The organism is Alloyangia pacifica, from assembly GCF_020524285.1.
Taxonomy (GTDB): Bacteria; Pseudomonadota; Alphaproteobacteria; order Rhodobacterales; family Rhodobacteraceae; genus Salipiger; species Salipiger pacificus_B.
In genome coordinates this window covers 104,757-121,193 of sequence record NZ_JAIVKX010000005.1, presented here as the reverse complement: position 1 = coordinate 121,193, position 16,437 = coordinate 104,757, and the positions used below count along the sequence as shown (strand labels likewise).

General features: G+C 67.9%; 15 protein-coding genes. 4 read left to right on the top strand and 11 right to left on the bottom strand.

All coding sequences use genetic code 11. The annotated features are described in order from the left end of the window. Positions 1-14: 14 nt before the first annotated feature. Positions 15-1,172, bottom strand: a complete 1,158-nt coding sequence (locus LC039_RS08930; protein WP_226623360.1) for an efflux RND transporter periplasmic adaptor subunit — start codon at positions 1,170-1,172, stop codon at positions 15-17. Between the two features lie 140 nt (positions 1,173-1,312). On the opposite strand from LC039_RS08930, the gene LC039_RS08925 reads away from it, so the two are divergent. Next, positions 1,313-1,981 (top strand): TetR/AcrR family transcriptional regulator, encoded by a 669-nt coding sequence (locus LC039_RS08925; RefSeq protein ID WP_226623359.1) that lies wholly within the window; start codon positions 1,313-1,315, stop codon positions 1,979-1,981. Positions 1,982-1,996: 15 nt separating this feature from the next. On the opposite strand, the gene hutC is transcribed toward LC039_RS08925, so the two are convergent. The 10 genes from hutC to hutI all read right to left on the bottom strand — a co-directional run bounded on the left by hutC (position 1,997) and on the right by hutI (position 12,567). Further along, a complete protein-coding gene (gene hutC / locus LC039_RS08920; RefSeq protein ID WP_226623357.1) occupies positions 1,997-2,725 on the bottom strand; it encodes a histidine utilization repressor in 729 nt (242 codons plus the stop codon). 11 nt (positions 2,726-2,736) lie between these two features. Further along, on the bottom strand, positions 2,737-3,528 hold the full coding sequence (locus LC039_RS08915; RefSeq protein WP_226623355.1) for an amino acid ABC transporter ATP-binding protein: 792 nt from the start codon (positions 3,526-3,528) through the stop codon (positions 2,737-2,739). Further along, positions 3,525-4,193 (bottom strand): amino acid ABC transporter permease, encoded by a 669-nt coding sequence (locus LC039_RS08910; RefSeq protein WP_226623353.1) that lies wholly within the window; start codon positions 4,191-4,193, stop codon positions 3,525-3,527. The genes LC039_RS08915 and LC039_RS08910 overlap by 4 nt, the downstream gene beginning before the upstream one ends. Beyond that, positions 4,193-4,837: an amino acid ABC transporter permease gene (locus tag LC039_RS08905; protein ID WP_226623351.1), complete on the bottom strand. Its 645-nt coding sequence runs from the start codon at positions 4,835-4,837 to the stop codon at positions 4,193-4,195. The genes LC039_RS08910 and LC039_RS08905 overlap by 1 nt, the downstream gene beginning before the upstream one ends. Positions 4,838-4,964: 127 nt before the next feature. Next, a complete protein-coding gene (locus LC039_RS08900; RefSeq protein WP_226623349.1) occupies positions 4,965-5,786 on the bottom strand; it encodes a transporter substrate-binding domain-containing protein in 822 nt (273 codons plus the stop codon). Positions 5,787-5,969: 183 nt separating this feature from the next. Beyond that, a complete protein-coding gene (locus tag LC039_RS08895; RefSeq protein WP_226623348.1) occupies positions 5,970-7,337 on the bottom strand; it encodes an FAD-binding oxidoreductase in 1,368 nt (455 codons plus the stop codon). Further along, positions 7,334-9,025: a urocanate hydratase gene (gene hutU / locus LC039_RS08890; protein WP_226623343.1), complete on the bottom strand. Its 1,692-nt coding sequence runs from the start codon at positions 9,023-9,025 to the stop codon at positions 7,334-7,336. Before hutU ends, LC039_RS08895 begins: the two co-directional genes overlap by 4 nt. 25 nt (positions 9,026-9,050) lie before the next feature. Beyond that, positions 9,051-9,851, bottom strand: a complete 801-nt coding sequence (gene hutG, locus LC039_RS08885) for an N-formylglutamate deformylase (protein ID WP_226623342.1) — start codon at positions 9,849-9,851, stop codon at positions 9,051-9,053. Next, the gene (gene hutH, locus LC039_RS08880) at positions 9,848-11,365 is read right to left on the bottom strand and encodes a histidine ammonia-lyase (RefSeq protein ID WP_226623340.1); all 1,518 of its coding nucleotides are present in this window, start codon (positions 11,363-11,365) and stop codon (positions 9,848-9,850) included. The genes hutG and hutH overlap by 4 nt, the downstream gene beginning before the upstream one ends. Further along, positions 11,362-12,567, bottom strand: coding sequence for an imidazolonepropionase (hutI, locus tag LC039_RS08875; RefSeq protein WP_226623331.1), 1,206 nt, complete (start codon positions 12,565-12,567; stop codon positions 11,362-11,364). Before hutI ends, hutH begins: the two co-directional genes overlap by 4 nt. A 251-nt stretch (positions 12,568-12,818) precedes the next feature. Between hutI and LC039_RS08870 the strand changes: the two genes are divergently transcribed. From LC039_RS08870 to LC039_RS08860, 3 genes are all read left to right on the top strand, one after another. Then, positions 12,819-14,171, top strand: coding sequence for an LLM class flavin-dependent oxidoreductase (locus tag LC039_RS08870; protein ID WP_226623329.1), 1,353 nt, complete (start codon positions 12,819-12,821; stop codon positions 14,169-14,171). Positions 14,172-14,363: 192 nt separating this feature from the next. Next, positions 14,364-15,401, top strand: a complete 1,038-nt coding sequence (locus LC039_RS08865) for an AI-2E family transporter (RefSeq protein ID WP_226623328.1) — start codon at positions 14,364-14,366, stop codon at positions 15,399-15,401. A 176-nt stretch (positions 15,402-15,577) separates the two neighbouring features. Further along, positions 15,578-16,411, top strand: a complete 834-nt coding sequence (locus tag LC039_RS08860; RefSeq protein ID WP_226623326.1) for a hypothetical protein — start codon at positions 15,578-15,580, stop codon at positions 16,409-16,411. The last annotated feature ends 26 nt before the right edge of the window (positions 16,412-16,437 follow it).

Genomic DNA, 16,437 nt, shown 5'->3' with positions numbered 1-16,437 from the left:
TCCTTGCGTCGGGGTCACTCGGAGGCCGCGGCGGTTTCTTCGGCACCGCCGGCCGCGCGCTCCTCCGGGGTCACGGTCTGACCCTCGGCGATCTTCTGCAGCCCGGCGACGACGACGCGGTCGCCCTCTTCCAGGCCTTCGCTCACGACCCACTGGCTGCCCTGGTCGCTCTCGATGGTCAGCTGCCGGGTCTCGACGACGTTGTCGGCATTCACCACCATCGCCATCGGGCGACCGCGGCGGTCGCGGCTGACGCCCTCCTGCGGCACCAGGATGGCGCCGTAGACCGAGCCTTGCGGCAGTTCAACCTGCACATACATGCCGGGCAGCAAGAGGTGGTCTTCATTGGGGAATTCCAGGCGCAGCACGACCACGCCGGTCTGCTCGTTCACATGCGGCTCGGCGGCGGCAAGACGCCCGGTGTGCTCGTAGAGCTCGCCATCGGCAAGGCGCAGGCTCACCTCGGCCTCGCTCTCGCGCGCGGCGGCCTGGCCGCTGCGGCGCCAGCGCAGCATCTCGGCAGCGGATTGCGTCACGTCGACGTTCACCGTGTCGATGGCGCGGATGGTGGTCAGCGCGGTGGACTGGCCCGCGGTAACGAGGGCGCCCTGCGTCGCGTCCGACAGGCCGACGACCCCCGAAAGCGGCGCGCGGATCGTGGTGCGCTCGAGATCGATGTCCGAGGACAGCAGCTGCGCCTCGGCCACTTTCACCGCGGCCTCGGCCACGTCACGCGCGGCCAGCGCATCGTCCAGCGTCTGCTGGCTGGTCACGGAGCGGTCGCGCAGCTCCTGCTGCCGCTTCAGCTCGCGGTCCGCCGAGGCCAGCGTGGCCTGCGCCTGCGCGAGGCTCGCCTCGGCCGAGGCCTTCGCCGCCTCGTAGGTCGCCGGATCGATGCGGTAGAGCGGATCGCCGCGGTTCACGGTCGTGCCTTCCTCGAACAGGCGCTCGTTGATGATGCCCCCCACCTGCGGCCGAACCTCGGCCACGCCGGAGGCCTGCACCCGGCCCGGCAGCTGGGTGGTCAGCGTCACGTCGGCGGATTTCAGTGTCACGACGGTCACGGGCTGCGGCGGCTGCTCGCCCTGCTGCGCGACAGCGGACGTTGCGAATGTCAGTGCTGCAAACAGGGCGAAGGGCCGCAGCAAGGCGGAGGCGGGGCGGATCGGCATGGGAGAGCTCCGAGAAACAGCATTAACGTGCATCTTGCGCACAGGTCCTGAAACGCGATAAGGAAACTCAATGGTTTTGTAAAGCGCCGAGATGTGCCAGCGCAACTAATTGGATAATACACTGTGACCCAAGGACACCAATGACCGATTCCGACTTTCCCGAAGACACCCAGAGCCCGCCTCGCCGCCGCGGACGGCCGGTGCAGATGGATCAAGAGACCCGGGAAGAGTTGGTCCTGTCCACCGCCAGCCAGATGATTGCCGAGCGCGGTCTCGAGGATGTCTCGGTCGCCGCCATTGCGCGGCAGGTACACATGTCGAAGCGCACGATCTACACGATGTTCGACAGCCGCGAAGCGTTGCTCGGCGCCTGCTTCGCGCGCATCGGCCAACGAATCTTCCGCAGCCGCGACAGCGAAAACAGCGATGCGCCGCTGGAAGAGCGGCTGCGCCACCTGCTGACCCTGAACGAGGAACCGACGCTCAACGAGGCGCCGCTCGAGCTCTTGCGCGCGGTGATCACTTCGGCCCCGACCTACCCCAAGCTCGCCTGCAGCATTCTCGAAAGCGGTGCGCTGACCCTGCGCGGCCACATCGCCCGCGAACTCTCCGAAGCCTGCAAGACGGGGGAACTGGCCCTGAAGCCAGAAGACTGCGATGCCGCGGCCGAGATGCTGATGGACATGTGCCTAGGCAACGGCATCCACAAGCTGCTCGATCCGGAGCGTTTCTGCTCGTCGCCGGAGACGCGTGCCGCGCGCCGCGACCGGGCGATCACCCTCTTCCTCGACGGGGCCCGCCCGCGCTGAAGCTCGGGGCTGCGGTCAGGTCAGGGATGGCGTGAACCGCGCGCTCAGCCGGTTGGCCGCGCCCGGGTAGGTCAGCCGGACCTCGGTCACTGTCTCGCCCTGCCGCCAGGTGCGGCGCTCCATGACGAGGCAGGGCGTGCCCGCCGACAGATCGAGCAGCTTGGCCACCCGCGCCGAGGCGCCGACGGCGGCAATCGTGTGCTCGGCCTCGCTCCACGGGATATGTCGCAGCAGCCAGACCCCCGGCGCCAGCTCGGCAAAGCTCTCTTCGCGCGCGGCAGGCGCCACCTCGAGGTTGATCACCCGGTCCTCGAGGCAGAACGGCGCTTCGTCGGCATAGTGCAGGCAGGTCAGCGCCAGCACTTCGCTGCCTTCCTCGATGCCCAATTCCCCGGCCTCGCTCGGCGCCGCCTTGCGCAGCACCCTCTCCACCACCTCGTGGCGGTAGGTGCCGCCCTGCGCGGTGACCTCGTCCTTGATGTCCTTGATCTCCAGCACCGCGTTCTGGCTCTGCTGCGGCATGACGATCGAGCCCGTCTTGCGCCGCCGCAGCACCAGCCCCGCGTTGGCGAGCTGGGTCATCACCTTGTTCACGGTCATCCGCGAGCAGCCGTATTCCGTCCGCAGCTCCTGCTCGGTCGGAATGCGGTGCCCCGGCGGCCAGGCACCCGAGAGGATCTTCCCCTCGAGATCGCTGCGAATCCGATCGTGCAGCGAAGCTCTGGGGGCGGTCTCCTTGCTCATGCCGCCTCCTGTCAGACCAGCGTCGAGGCGCCGCGGTCGAGATAGGTGTCGAGGAACTGCTCGAGGCGCGGGTGGCGCGGCTTGGCAAAGACCTTCGACGGCGCATCGGTGAACAGCAGCTTGCCCTGGTCGAGGAAGCTGATCTGGTTGCCCACGGTGGCGGCAAAGCCGATCTCGTGGGTCACCACGACCATGGTCATGCCCTCGGAGGCGAGCCCGCGCATCACGTTCAGCACCTCGCCGGTCAGCTCCGGATCGAGCGCCGAGGTGGGCTCGTCGAAGAGCATGATCTTCGGCTCCAACGCCAGCGAGCGGGCGATGGCCACGCGCTGCTGCTGGCCACCCGAGAGCTGGCTGGGGTAGTGCCCCGCCCGGTTCTCCAGCCCGACCTTGCGCAGCTGCACCATGGCCTTTTCCTCGGCCTCGGCACGGCTCAGCTTGCGCACCCGGCGCAGCGCCGCGGACACGTTGCCGAGCGCGGTCATATGCGGCCACAGGTTGAACTGCTGGAACACCATGCCGATCTGCGAGCGCACCTTGCGCAGCTCGGTCGCGCTCTGGCGCTGGCGCTTGCCGGCGCCGTCGTAGACGAAGCCGAGCGGCGCGCCCTCGATGAAGATCGAGCCGTCGGTGGCCTCCTCGAGGAAGGCCATGCAGCGCAGCAGCGTCGACTTGCCCGAGCCCGAGGGGCCGATCAGGCAGGACACCTGCCCGCGCGGGATTTCCAGCGAGATGTCGTCGAGAACCGTGGTCTCGCCGAAGCGTTTCACCAGATGCTGAACGGAGATCGCGTTGTCGCTCATGCCTTGGCCAGCCTGTATCTTGAGAGTTTCTTTTCAGCAAAGCGCCCCAGCACGCCCGCCAGTTCGACCAGCACCCAGTAAACGAGCGCGATCAGCACCATGGCCTCGACGAAGGCGTATTCCTGCGAGCCGATGGCGCTGGCGGTCATGGTCATCTCGGGGACCGTGATGAGCGAGAGCAGCGCCGTTTCCTTCAGCAGGATGATCGCCATGTTGACCGAGGGCGGGATCACCAGCAGCGCCATCTCGGGCAACAGGATGTTGCGGATAACCTGCACGCGGGTGAAGCCGAGGCATTCCGCCGCCTCGACGTGGCCGGGCGGCACCGACTGGTAGCCGGCCCGGAAGATCTCGGCGAAATAGGCCGCACCGTAGATGCTCAGCGCGATCAGACCCGCGGGCAGCGCATCCAGCGACAGACCGATGTAGGGGCCGCCGAAGTAGAGCAGGAAAAGCTGCACCAGGAAGGGCGTGCCGCGGATCACCTCGATCGGCACGGTCAGCGCCTTGTCGACGATGACTCCGCCGTAGCGCCGTGCGGTGGCAATGATGAAGCCGATCAGCGCGGCGGCGAACGTGCCCACCACCCAGACGAAGATCGTCATGGCGATGCCGGAGATCAGCTCGTCCTGCTTCGACAGGATGACGTTGAAATCAAAGCCCATCACTTGCCTCCCACGCCCGGCAGGCGGCGTTCAAGCTGGCGGCCGGCGGTGGCCACCACGAGGTTGATCACCAGGTAGATGAGCCCGGCGCTGGCGTAGATTTCCAGCGGCATGAAGGTCGAGGCGACGAGGTTCTGCGCCATGCGCGTGAGCTCGATCAGCCCGACGACCGACACCAGCGACGAGGCCTTGAGGATCAAGATCGCCTCGTTGATCAGCGCCGGCAGGGTCAGCCGCAGCGCGATCGGCACACGGATGTGGAAGAAGGTCTGCACCGGGGTGAAGCCCGCCATGTCGGCGCTTTCCACAAGGCCGGTGGGCACGCCCTCGAAACCGCCGCGCAGGTTCTCGGCCTGGTAGGCGGCGGTGCAGATCGACAGGCCGATGATCGCGGTGACCAGCGAGGGGATCTGCACGCCGATCACCGGCAGCAGGTTGTAGAGCAGCAAGAGCTGCACCAGCAGCGGCGTGCCGCGAAAGAAGGAGATGAAGAATTTCGCGAACCACTGCAGCGGGCGGATGCCCGAGAGGTTCGCCGCCGACAGCAGGATCGCCAGGAACAGGCCGATCAGGATCGAAACCGAGCTGACGAAGATCGTCATCAGCGAGGCCTCGAGCAGCAGGTTGAAGAGTTTCCAGCTCATATTCCGGGAATTGCCTCGGGCTTGGCGTCTGTAGCGGGGGAGAAAAATGCCGGCGGTGGTCCCGCGGGACCGGCCGCCGGCCAGGCCGAAAGGGCCGGCCCGGGTGAACGGACCGGCAGGGAAAGCCTTAGATGTTGGGCTCGGTCACCGCGTCGGGCGTGTCGAAGGTCTGGCCGAACCACTTCTGCTGCATCTCGCCGAGACGGCCGTCGGCCTTCATCTTCAGCAGCGCCGCGTCGATGGCATCCATCAGCGAGGCGTGGTCGTCGTCCTTCAGGCCAGGGAAGCCGAAGTAGGTCTTGGTACCGAAGGGCGCGACCACCTCGAAGATCTCGGGGCGCTGCTGCGCCACGAAGGCGATGTTCGGCAGCGAGTTGGCGACACCGGCGATGCGGCCGGCGGCGAGGTCGGCATAGGCCTCGTTGAACGAGACGTAGTCCTTGGTTTCCGGTGCCGGGTCGAGCGTCGCGCCGAAGGCTTCGAGCTGGGCGAGCTGCGCGGTGGCGTGGCCCGAACCGATGGTCTTGCCGGCGATGTCCTCGGGCTTGGTGATCGAATCGTCCTTGGCCGACTTCAGCAGGGCCACGGTGGCCTCGGCGATCGGCGGGGTGAAGCGGTAGCGCTCCATACGGGCGGCGGTGATGGTTGCGGGGCCCGCGACCACGTCGAACTGGCCCGCCTCGAGGCCCGGCAGAACGCCGGCCCAGTCGAGGGTGATCCACTCGATCTCGACGCCCAGTTCCTCGCCGATGGCGGCGAAGACATCCATGTTGAGGCCCACGTGCTCGCCCGCGTCGATGTAATCGAAGGGGGCAAAGGCGGTCTCGGTGCCGACCTTCATGACGCCGGCTTCCTTGATCCGGGCGAGCGCGTCCTGCGCCTGGGCCGCGGCGGCCCCACCCATCAGAAGCGCGGCACCCGCGAGTGCGGAGATGACTTTGTTGCGCATATCCAGTAGTCTCCCTGTTGTCGGTCCCTGCCATCCCTTGGGCCGGGTTCCGATTTTGACTAGACAAAAGGGACCACGCCTGTCCCGCATGTCAATCCCTGCCGTTGGCCCTTCTCATGCGGGTTTGTGACAGGCAAGGGCAAGCGCCCAAAAATCAGGCGCATACCCGAAGGTCATCCGCGACTAGAGATCGAAGATCTTCCCCGGGTTCATCAGATTCGCCGGATCCACCGCGCGCTTGAGCAGCTTCATCAGATCCAGCCCCGCGCCGTGTTCGGCCTCCATGTAGCTCTTCTTGCCCAGCCCCACGCCGTGCTCGCCGGTGGCCGTGCCGCCCATGGCGATGGCCCGTTCGACCAGCCGCCCATGCGCCGCCTGCACCCGCGCCTTCTCCGCGGAATCCTCCTCGTCGAAGAGCATCACGAGGTGGAAGTTGCCGTCTCCCACGTGGCCGTGCATCGGCGCGATGATCCCCTCCGCATCGAGGTCCGCACTGGTCACGGCGAGGATGCGCGGCAGATCCGAGACCGGCACGCAGACATCGGTCGACAGCGACTTGCACCCCGGCCGCAGGCCGCGCGCGGCATAGAGCGCCGAATGGCGCAGCGCCCAGACCTTGCTGTAGTCCTCGGGCGTGTTGACCGAGTGCAGCACCGCCCCGTGTTCCGAGGCCAGCGCATCGAAGGTGTCCCGGTCCGTGTCGACCTGCTGCTCCGAACCGGCCAGATCGACCAGCAGCGTCGGCTGCGCGGGCAGGTCGGTCTTGTTGTAGGCGTTGATCGCCTTGACCTGCAGCGCGTCCATCAGCTCGATGCGGTTGAGGCAGAGCCCGAACTGCAGCGCCTCGACCACGGTCTGCGTCGCCGCCTCGATCGTGGGGAAGCTGTAGAGCCCGGCCTTCGACGCCTCGGGGATGCCGGTCAGGCGCAGCGTGAGCTCGGTGATGATGCCCAGCGTGCCCTCGGCCCCGATGAAGAGATGCGTGAGGTCATAGCCCGACGAGGACTTCCGCGCCCGCCCGCCGGTCTTCACGATCTGCCCGCCCGGCAGCACCACGGTCAGCCCCATGACCAGATCGGCCATGGTGCCGTGGCGCACGGTCATCGTGCCCGAGGCGCGGGTCGAGGCCATGCCACCGAGCGTTGCGTGCGCGCCGATGTCTATGGGCAGGAAGAGGCCCGTCGCCCGCAGGTCCTCGTTCAGCGCCTGCCGGGTGAGCCCGGCCTGCACGGTGCAATCCATGTCCTCGGGGCTGATGCGCAGCACCTTGTCCATCTGCGACAGATCAATGCAGAGCCCGCCTTGCATGGCGTTAACCTGCCCCTCGATGCAGCTGCCCGCGCCGAAGGGCACGATCGGGCAGCCATGGGCGGCGCAGAGCGTGACCGCCTGCGCCACCTCCTCGGTGGTTCGCGCCATGAACACCGCCTCGGGCAGGGCCGCCGGATGCCAGCTGTCCCCTGCCCCGTGCTGCGCACGGACCGCCTCGCCGCGTTCGATCCGGCCCGGAAAGGCTGCGTCCAATTCGACGAAGGCGGTCTGATGTGTCACCCCAGGATCCCCGGCAGGTTGAGTTGATGCTCGCGGGCACAGTCGAGAGCGATCTCGTAGCCCGCATCCGCGTGCCGCATAACGCCTGTCGCCGGGTCATTCCAGAGCACGCGCGCCAAACGCTTGTCCGCCGCCTCGGTGCCGTCGCAGCAGATCACCATGCCGGAGTGCTGCGAGAACCCCATACCGACGCCGCCGCCGTGGTGCAGCGACACCCATGTCGCGCCCGAGGCGGTGTTGAGCAGCGCGTTCAGCAGCGGCCAGTCGGACACCGCGTCCGAGCCGTCCTTCATGGCTTCCGTCTCGCGGTTCGGCGAGGCCACCGAGCCGCTGTCGAGGTGGTCGCGGCCGATGACGATCGGTGCCTTCAGCTCGCCGTTGCGGACCATCTCGTTGAACGCAAGGCCCAGCTTGTGGCGCAGCCCGAGGCCGACCCAGCAGATGCGCGCCGGAAGGCCCTGGAACTCGATGCGCTCGCGCGCCATGTCGAGCCAGTTGTGCAGGTGCGGATCGTCGATCAGCTCCTTCACCTTCTGGTCGGTCTTGTAGATGTCCTCGGGATCGCCCGAGAGCGCCGCCCAGCGGAACGGGCCGACACCGCGGCAGAAGAGCGGGCGGATGTAAGCGGGCACGAAGCCGGGGAAGGCGAAGGCGTCCTCGAGCCCCTCTTCCAGCGCCATCTGGCGGATGTTGTTGCCGTAGTCGAGCGTCGGCACACCGGCGTTCCAGAAGTCGACCATTGCCGCGACGTGGTCGCGCATGGAGGCCTTGGCCGCCTTGGTGACGCCCTTGGGGTCGCTCTCCTGCTTCTCGCGCCACTCGGCGACAGTCCAGCCCTTGGGCAGGTAGCCGTGCACCGGGTCGTGCGCCGAGGTCTGGTCGGTCACAATGTCCGGACGCCCGTTCGGCATCGGCTCGCACGCCTTCATGCGGCGCACCAGCTCGGGGAAGACGTCGGCGGCATTGGCGATCAGCGCCACGGATTTCGCCTCGCCCGCCTTGGTCCAGCGGTCGATCATCTCGAGCGCTTCATCCAGCGAATGGGTTTTCTCGTCGCAATAGCGGGTGCGGATGCGGAAGTCGGCGCGGGTCTCGTCGCATTCCACCGCGAGGCAGCAGGCCCCGGCCATCACCGCCGCCAGCGGCTGCGCGCCGCCCATGCCGCCGAGGCCGCCGGTGAGGATCCACTTGCCCTTGAGGTTGCCCTCATAGTGCTGGCGACCCGCCTCGACGAAGGTCTCGTAGGTGCCCTGCACGATGCCCTGCGCGCCGATGTAGATCCATGAGCCTGCGGTCATCTGGCCGTACATCGCCAGGCCCTTCTTATCGAGCTCGTTGAAGTGGTCCCAGTTGGCCCAATGCGGCACGAGGTTGGAGTTGGCGATCAGCACGCGCGGCGCGTCGGGATGGGTGCGGAACACGCCCACCGGCTTGCCCGACTGCACCAGCAGCGTCTCGTCCTCTTCGAGGTGCTTCAGCGACGAGACGATGCGGTCGAAGTCGTCCCAGGTGCGGGCGGCGCGGCCGATGCCGCCGTAGACCACCAGCTCGTGCGGGTTCTCGGCCACATCGGGGTGCAGGTTGTTCATCAGCATCCGCATCGGCGCTTCGGTGAGCCAGCTCTTGGCGGTGATCTCGGTGCCGGTCGCGGGGAAGACGTCGCGCAGGTTGTGGCGGGGGTTGGTCATCTGGGGGCCTCCTCGTTGGGCAGGGTTATTTGGCAAGCGCGGGCGCGAGCGCCTCGACCTGCTTGAGCAGCTCGGCAAGGTGGACCCGCAGTTTCGCGGCCTTGCTCTGGTCATAGGCATAGGGAGCCACCTCGCTCTCGAGGTGGGTGTCCTGCGCCAGTTCCATCTGGATGGCATGAAACCCCTCTTCGGGGCGGCCATAGTTGCGCGTCGTCCAGCCGCCGGTGAAACGGCCGTTCAGCACCGAGGTATAGCCCTCGGCAGCGGCGCAGACCTCGGCCGCGGCGGCCTCGATCGACGGATCGCAGGTCGTGCCCTTGCCGGTGCCGATGTTGAAATCGGGCAGCTTGCCGTCGAAGAGGAACGGGATGTGCGAGCGGATCGAGTGGCAATCGTAGAGGATCGCCACGCCGTGTTTCGCCCGGACCCGGTCCAGCTCGGCCTGCAGCGCGGCGTGGTAGGGCGCGTGGAAGGCGTCGCGGCGGGCGGCGATCTCTGCCTCGTCCAGCTGCTCAAGCCAGATCGGCGTGCCGTCGAAATCGGTGAGCGGCACGAGGCCCGTGGTGTTCTGGCCGGGATAGAGGCTGGCGCCATCCGGCGGGCGGTTGGCGTCGATCACATAGCGGTGGAAGGTGGCGCGCACCATGGTCGCACCGGGCAGCAGCCCTTCGTAAAGCGTGTGGATGTGCCAGTCGGTGTCGCTCAACTCCTTGCCGCGCGGGGTGAGCTTGTGGAAGATCTCGTCCGGCAGGTAGGTGCCGGTGTGCGGCAGGCCGAGGACGATGGGGCTGTCGCCCCGGCTGACGGTGACGGGCTCGTTTCTCACAGCGCTTCCTCCAGTCCTGCAGCATCGAGCAGCGCGCCCGAGCGCACCAGCGCGGCGCCTTCCTCCAGATCGGGCGCGAGGTAGCGGTCGTTCTCCAGCGGCGCGACGCGCGTGCGGATCTTGCCCACCACCCGCGCGAGGCGGTGCGAGGTCTTCAGCGGCGCGCGGAAATCCACGCCCTGCGCGGCACAAAGCGCCTCGACCCCAAGGATCACCGACAGGTTGCGGTTCATCAGCCCCAGCCGGCGCGCGCCATGGGCGGCCATCGACACATGGTCTTCCTGGTTGGCAGAGGTCGGCGTGCTGTCGGTCGAGCAGGGATTGGCGAGGTGCTTGTTCTCGGACATCAGCGCGGCGGTGGTCACCTCGGCGATCATATAGCCCGAGTTCAGCCCCGGCGCGGGCGTCAGGAAGGGCGGCAGGTCGTGGTTCATCGCCGGGTCCACCATCAGCGCCACGCGGCGCTGCGCGATGGCGCCGATCTCGGACAGCGCCAGCGCGATCTGGTCGGCGGCGAAGGCCACCGGCTCGGCGTGGAAGTTGCCGCCCGAGACGATGTTGCCCGGCCCGAGCACCAGCGGGTTGTCGGTGACCGCGTTGGCCTCGATCTCCAGCGTCGTCGCGGCGTAGCGCAGCAGGTCGATCGCCGCGCCGGCCACCTGCGGCTGGCAGCGGATGCAATAGGGATCCTGCACGCGGGTGTCGCCGATCCGGTGGCTCTCGCGGATTTCCGAGCCCTCCATCAGCTCTCGGATGCCCGCGGCGACTTCGATCTGCCCGCGATGGCCGCGCAGCGTGTGGATCTCCGCGCGGGTCGGCGCGGTGGAGCCCATGATCGCGTCGGTGGTGAGGCTGGCCGTGACGATCGAGGTCTGCGCATTGCGCCAGCCCTCGAACAGCCCGACCAGCGCCAGCGCGGTCGAGAACTGCGTGCCGTTGATCAGCGCGAGGCCCTCTTTCGGCCCCAGCACCACCGGCTCCAACCCGGCCTTGGCCAGCGCCTCGGCGCCGTGATGCACCTCACCCTCGAACTCCGCCTGCCCTGCCCCGAGCAGCACGGCGGTCATATGCGCCAGCGGCGCGAGATCGCCCGAGGCACCGACCGAACCCTGACAGGGCACCACCGGGGTCACGCCCTTTTCGAGCATCGCTTCCAGCAGATCGACCGTCTGCACCTGCACGCCCGAGGCGCCGCGTCCGAGGCTGAGCAGCTTGAGCGCCATCATCAGCCGCGTGGTGGCGCGGGGCAGCGGCTCGCCGACCCCGCAGCAATGCGACAGGATCAGATTGCGCTGCAGCGTCGCCGTATCCTCGGGCGCGATCTTGATCGAGGCGAGCTTGCCGAAGCCGGTGTTGACGCCATAGATCGCCTCCGACCCGGCGGCGGCATCGGCGACGACCTTGGCCGAAGCGGCGATGGCCGGGCGGGCGGCATCATCGAGACGGGCGGGCGCATCGCTGCGCCAGAGCTGTTCGAGCTGCGCCAGCGTGGCGGCGCCGGGGGTGAGGATCATGCGTGGCCTCCAAAGATACGGGCATGAAGCGGGTTGAACCCGATGCGATAGGACAGCTCTGCCGGGCTGTCCGTGTTCCAGATACAAAGATCGGCGCGCTGACCGGCGGCGATGCGGCCTCGGTCGGTCAGGCCAAGCGCCTTGGCCGCGTTCACCGTCACCCCGCGCAGCGCCTCTTCCGGCGTCATCCGGAAGAGCGTGCAGCCCATGTTCATGGTCAGCAGCAACGAGGTCAGCGGCGAGGTGCCGGGGTTGGCGTCGGTCGACAGCGCCATGGGCACATTGTGCGCGCGGAAGGCCGCGACGGGCGGCGCCTGCGTCTCGTGGATGGCGTAGAAGGCGCCGGGCAGCAGCACGGCGACCATGCCCGCCTCTGCCATGACCTTGGCGTCGGTCTCGGTGGCGTATTCCACGTGATCCGCCGAGAGCGCGCCGTAGTTTGCCGCAAGCTGGATGCCGCCCTGGTGCGACAGCTGCTCGGCGTGCAGCTTGACCGGCAGGCCGAGCTTCTGCGCCTCGGCGAAGACCGGCTCCATCTCGGCGGCGGAAAAGGCGATGCCCTCGCAGAAGCCGTCGACCGCATCCACCAGCTCCTCGGCATGGGCAGCGCGCAGGGTCGGCAGGCAGATCTGCTCGATATACTCTGCCTTGCTGCCCTCCCACTCGGGCGGCAGCGCATGGGCGCCGAGGAAGGTGGTCACCACGGTGACCGGACGCAGCTCGGCCAGCTTGCGCGCCACGCGCAGCAGGCGCAGCTCGGTGTCGCGGTCGAGGCCGTAGCCGGACTTGATCTCGACGGTGGTCACGCCCTCGGCCAGCAGCGCATCGAGCCGTGGCAGGGATTGCGCGATCAGCGCGCCCTCGTCCGCCGCGCGGGTGTGGCGCACGGTCGAGGCGATGCCGCCCCCGGCGCGGGCGATTTCCTCGTAGCTGGCACCCTCGAGGCGCATCTCGAACTCGCGGGCACGCGAGCCGCCGTAGACGAGATGGGTGTGGCAGTCGGTGAGCGCGGGCGTCACCAGACGCCCCTCGAGCTCGGTCACCTGCCAGTCGGCAAAGGTGTCGGGCAGGTCGGCCATGGGACCGACCCAAGCGATGGTGTCGCCGTCGATGGCCACGGCGCCGCCCTCGAGCAGCCCGTAGCCCTTGTCGCCTTCCAGCGTCACGAGGGTTCCGCCGCGCAGCACCTGTTGCATTGTCATCTCGATTCTCCCGGTCGTTGCGTCTTTATGTCTATACAATTTGTGAGCTGTCAATCGAACCGTCGGGAAAAGCAGGGTGCAAGCGCCGAGATGCCTGCCCAACAGGCGCAACGGGATCCGGGCGGATCGGGAGGTTTCGGCAGCCGCCTTCACTTTAGAAAAACTAAACCAATGCGAAGCCCCGCCCCGCTTGTCCAAAACCCAGCCAAGCGACATTCTCGCTGCATCTTTCGCTTGCCAGAGGACTCCCCATGTCGCGCCCCGACCAGCTCAAACTCGGTACGTTCGTCTATACCTTCGGCTTCCACCCGGCGGCCTGGCTGCACCCGGGCAGCGACGTGCATGGCGCCAATGATCTGTCGCACCTGAAGAAGGTCGCGCAGATCTCCGAGGCCGCAAAGCTCGACTTCATGTTCTTCGCCGACAGCCCGGCGGCCGCCATTGGCGATCCGGCCGCCCTCGCCCGCCAGCCCACGAAGATGAACCGTTTCGAGCCGATCACCGCGATCACCGCGCTGTCGCAGCACACCGAGAAGCTGGGCTTCGTCGCCACCGCCTCGACCTCCTACTACGAACCCTACAACATCGCGCGGCTCTATGCCTCGGCAGACCATATGTCGGGCGGGCGGATGTGCTGGAACGTGGTGACCTCGGACCATGATGAGACCGGCTACAACTACAACCGCGAGGGGCTGCCGCCGCATGCCGAGCGCTACGAGCGCTGCGAGGAATTCGTCGACGTGGTCTTCGGCCTCTGGGACAGCTATGAGCCCGACGCGCTGCTGCTCGACCGCGACAGCGGCATCTACCACGATCAGCACAAGCTCCACGAGCTGAACCACCACGGCAAGCACTTCCAGGTGCGCGGCCCGCTGAACATCGCGCGCACGCCGCAGGGCCGCCCGGTGATCGCCCAGGCCGGCGGGTCCGAGCCCGGCATGGAACTGGCCGCCCGCACCGCCGAGATGGTGTTCTCGCTGGCCTCCAACATCGACAAGAACCGCGCCTTCTATGCCAACGTGAAGGGCCGCATGGCCAGGTACGGGCGGCACGAGGACGACCTGAAGATCATGCCCGGCATCGTCATCAACGTCGGCGAGACCGAGGCGGAGGCGGAGGCCAAGGCGCAGCAACTGGTGGACCTCATGCACCCCGATGTCGGCCTGCTGATGCTGCAGGAATTCCTCGAGGCCGACCTGCGCGGCGTCGATCTCGACAAGCCCTTCCCGATGGAGCGCATGCCGGAGAAGGCCAAGGGCTCGAAGGCGCTCTTCGACGAGTTGAAGGAGTTCGTCACCCAGGGCCACACCATGCGCGAGCTGATCACGCATTATGCCCGCCGCCACACCGGCAACGGGCTGACCGGCACGCCGACGCAGATCGCCGACTTCATGCAGGAATGGTTCGAGACCCGCGCCGCCGACGGCTTCATCCTAATGTTCCCGACGCTGCCCAGCTCGCTCGAGGATTTCACCCGGCTGGTGGTGCCCGAACTGCGCCGTCGCGGGCTTTTCCGCGAGGACTACGAGGCAAGCACCCTGCGCGGCAACCTCGGCATCTCCGAGCCCGGCAACCGCTACACGCTGGCCCGCGCGGCGGAATAGGCGAGGGCCCCAGCAGCGGGGATATTCGGGGCTCTGCCCCGGACCCCGGGATATTTTCACCTAGAAGAAAGCCGGGCGGAGGCGCGGAAATCCTTCCGCCCGGCTGATACAAAGGCGGCCGCGCGCGGCGCGGAACAAATTCCGCATCTCGCAGTTGAGGGGCATGATCCACGCTTTGAGACCGCCCATTTCATGAACCGCACCCCCACCGCCGACCCCGTGCTGCGCGTCAGCGCTGCGATCCTAGCGGGGCTGGCCCTGCTGGTTTGCCTCAAGCTTGCCCAGAACATCTTTGCCCCGCTGATGCTGGCGGTGATCGTCGGCATCATCTTCTCGCCGGTGGCCGACAGGCTCGAAAGGATCGGCCTGCCGCGCGGCGCCGTGTCGATCCTGCTGCTGGTGCTGATCTTCTTCCTGATCGCCTCGCTCGCCTTCATGGCCGAGCCCTATATCACCGCGGCCATCGACCGGATCCCGACGGTGAAATACGAGATCCGCAAGTTCCTCTTCGAGTACCGCGACCTGATCCGCGGCATCGACGAGGTGGAACAGGCGCTCGGCGCGGCGCAGAAGAAGGCCGAGGACGGATCGGCCATGCCCAGCGTCACCGATGCGCTCTACCTCGCGCCGGTGATCGTGGCGCAGGCGCTGGTGTTCTTCGGCGGGCTGTTCTTCTTCCTGCTGACCCGCTGGAGCATCTACAACTGGCTGGCCCATCGGATCGGCGACAACACCACCACCGCCGCGATCCTCGACCGGTTCTGCGCCGCGGAGAACTCGGTGGCGCGCTACTTCGCCACCATCTCGCTGATCAACGTCGGGCTCGGCTTTGCCGTCACCGGGGGGCTCATGGCGATCGGCATGCCCGCCGCGCCGATCTGGGGCATCGCGGCGGCGCTGCTCAACTACGTGCTCTACGTCGGCCCCGCGGCCATGGTGGCCGGGCTGCTGCTGAACGGTCTCGTGGCCTTCGACGGGCTGATGAGCTTCGCGCCCGCGGCGGTCTACCTCGCGCTCAACATGTGCGAGGCGCAGTTCGTGACGCCGGGGCTCGTGGGCAAGCACATCCGCATCAACCCCTTCCTGATCTTCGTCTCGCTGGTGTTCTGGCTGTGGCTCTGGGGGCCGATCGGCGGCATCGTCGCAATCCCCGCCACGGTGATCGTGCTGCACCTCTTCGACATCATCGGCGAGGGCCGCAAGACGCCCGCGAGCCGCCGCCCCGCCTGAGCCGGCCCGGCCCGCGCCTGCTCCGGCCCGCGGGCCGGAGCACGCCGGGGGCGGTGCAAGAAAGTCTTTGCGAAATCGCCCGGATAGAGGATCATGGAGGGGTCAGGAGCGCCCCGCGGATCACGGCATTACCGACTCGGCGGAGCCTGCCTGATTTCAGGAGGTGAGGTGTCCCGGTGTCCATCGCAACCCATTCCATCCCCTTCGCGCTGATCATCCTGCTGTTCCTGCTGGCCCTGCCCGCCTGCGCCTACGCGGGCTTTCGCTTCGGCAGCATGGAGCTTGCCCGCAACCCCGCGCGCTACGCCGAGGGCAAGATGCCCGGCGAGGCCTCGCTCGGCGCGCTGCTGGCGCTGCTCGGCCTGCTGCTCGGCTTCACCTTCAGCGCCACTCTGAGCTGGCGCGAGGCCAGCGTCGCGGCGGTGGTCGAGGAGGCGGCGGCGCTCGGCACCGCCTTCCTGCGCGCCGATCTGCTGCCCGACGCCGAGGGCCGCCCGCTGCAGCAGGCGCTGCTCGACTACGGGCGCACCCGCATCGTGCCCCCCGGCTACCGCGCCACGCGCGAGAACGTCGACGCCTTCGTCGCGGCGAGCACCGAGGCGCAATCGGCGCTCTGGCCCGCGACCATGGCGGCGCTGACGCCCCAGGTCCCCGCGCCCGTCGCGACCTTCGTCGCCGGCGGCATCACCGAGGTGCTGGACGCCCACAGCCGCCGCGTCGCCGCCGCCTCGAAGTCCATCACCTCGGGGATCTGGAGTCTGCTGAGCTTCGCCGCCGCATCGGGGGTCTTCATCATCGGCAACCGCGCCGCGTTGCAGGGCCGAAGCCTGAGCTGGCGCACGCTGGTGTTCTCGGTGGTGCTGACCGCCGTGCTGGTGACCATCGAGGACCTCAGCCGCGCCTCGGACGGTTTCACCGTGGTGCCGCAGACCCCGCTGATCGCCGCGGTGGCCGACATGGAATCCGCCCTCGGCACGGCGGCGCTCGCCAGCGCGACACCGAATCCCTGAGCCGCTTCGCCCACCAGGCCGCCCGA

Bases quoted from the DNA above. Each gene is read 5' to 3' on its own strand.
- LC039_RS08930 (WP_226623360.1), bottom strand. From the start codon at position 1,172: ATGCCGATCCGCCCCGCCTCCGCCTTGCTGCGGCCCTTCGCCCTGTTT.
- LC039_RS08925 (WP_226623359.1), top strand. From the start codon at position 1,313: ATGACCGATTCCGACTTTCCCGAAGACACCCAGAGCCCGCCTCGCCGC.
- hutC (WP_226623357.1), bottom strand. From the start codon at position 2,725: ATGAGCAAGGAGACCGCCCCCAGAGCTTCGCTGCACGATCGGATTCGC.
- LC039_RS08915 (WP_226623355.1), bottom strand. From the start codon at position 3,528: ATGAGCGACAACGCGATCTCCGTTCAGCATCTGGTGAAACGCTTCGGC.
- LC039_RS08910 (WP_226623353.1), bottom strand. From the start codon at position 4,193: ATGGGCTTTGATTTCAACGTCATCCTGTCGAAGCAGGACGAGCTGATC.
- LC039_RS08905 (WP_226623351.1), bottom strand. From the start codon at position 4,837: ATGAGCTGGAAACTCTTCAACCTGCTGCTCGAGGCCTCGCTGATGACG.
- LC039_RS08900 (WP_226623349.1), bottom strand. From the start codon at position 5,786: ATGCGCAACAAAGTCATCTCCGCACTCGCGGGTGCCGCGCTTCTGATG.
- hutU (WP_226623343.1), bottom strand. From the start codon at position 9,025: ATGACCAACCCCCGCCACAACCTGCGCGACGTCTTCCCCGCGACCGGC.
- hutH (WP_226623340.1), bottom strand. From the start codon at position 11,365: ATGATCCTCACCCCCGGCGCCGCCACGCTGGCGCAGCTCGAACAGCTC.
- hutI (WP_226623331.1), bottom strand. From the start codon at position 12,567: ATGACAATGCAACAGGTGCTGCGCGGCGGAACCCTCGTGACGCTGGAA.
- LC039_RS08870 (WP_226623329.1), top strand. From the start codon at position 12,819: ATGTCGCGCCCCGACCAGCTCAAACTCGGTACGTTCGTCTATACCTTC.
- LC039_RS08865 (WP_226623328.1), top strand. From the start codon at position 14,364: ATGAACCGCACCCCCACCGCCGACCCCGTGCTGCGCGTCAGCGCTGCG.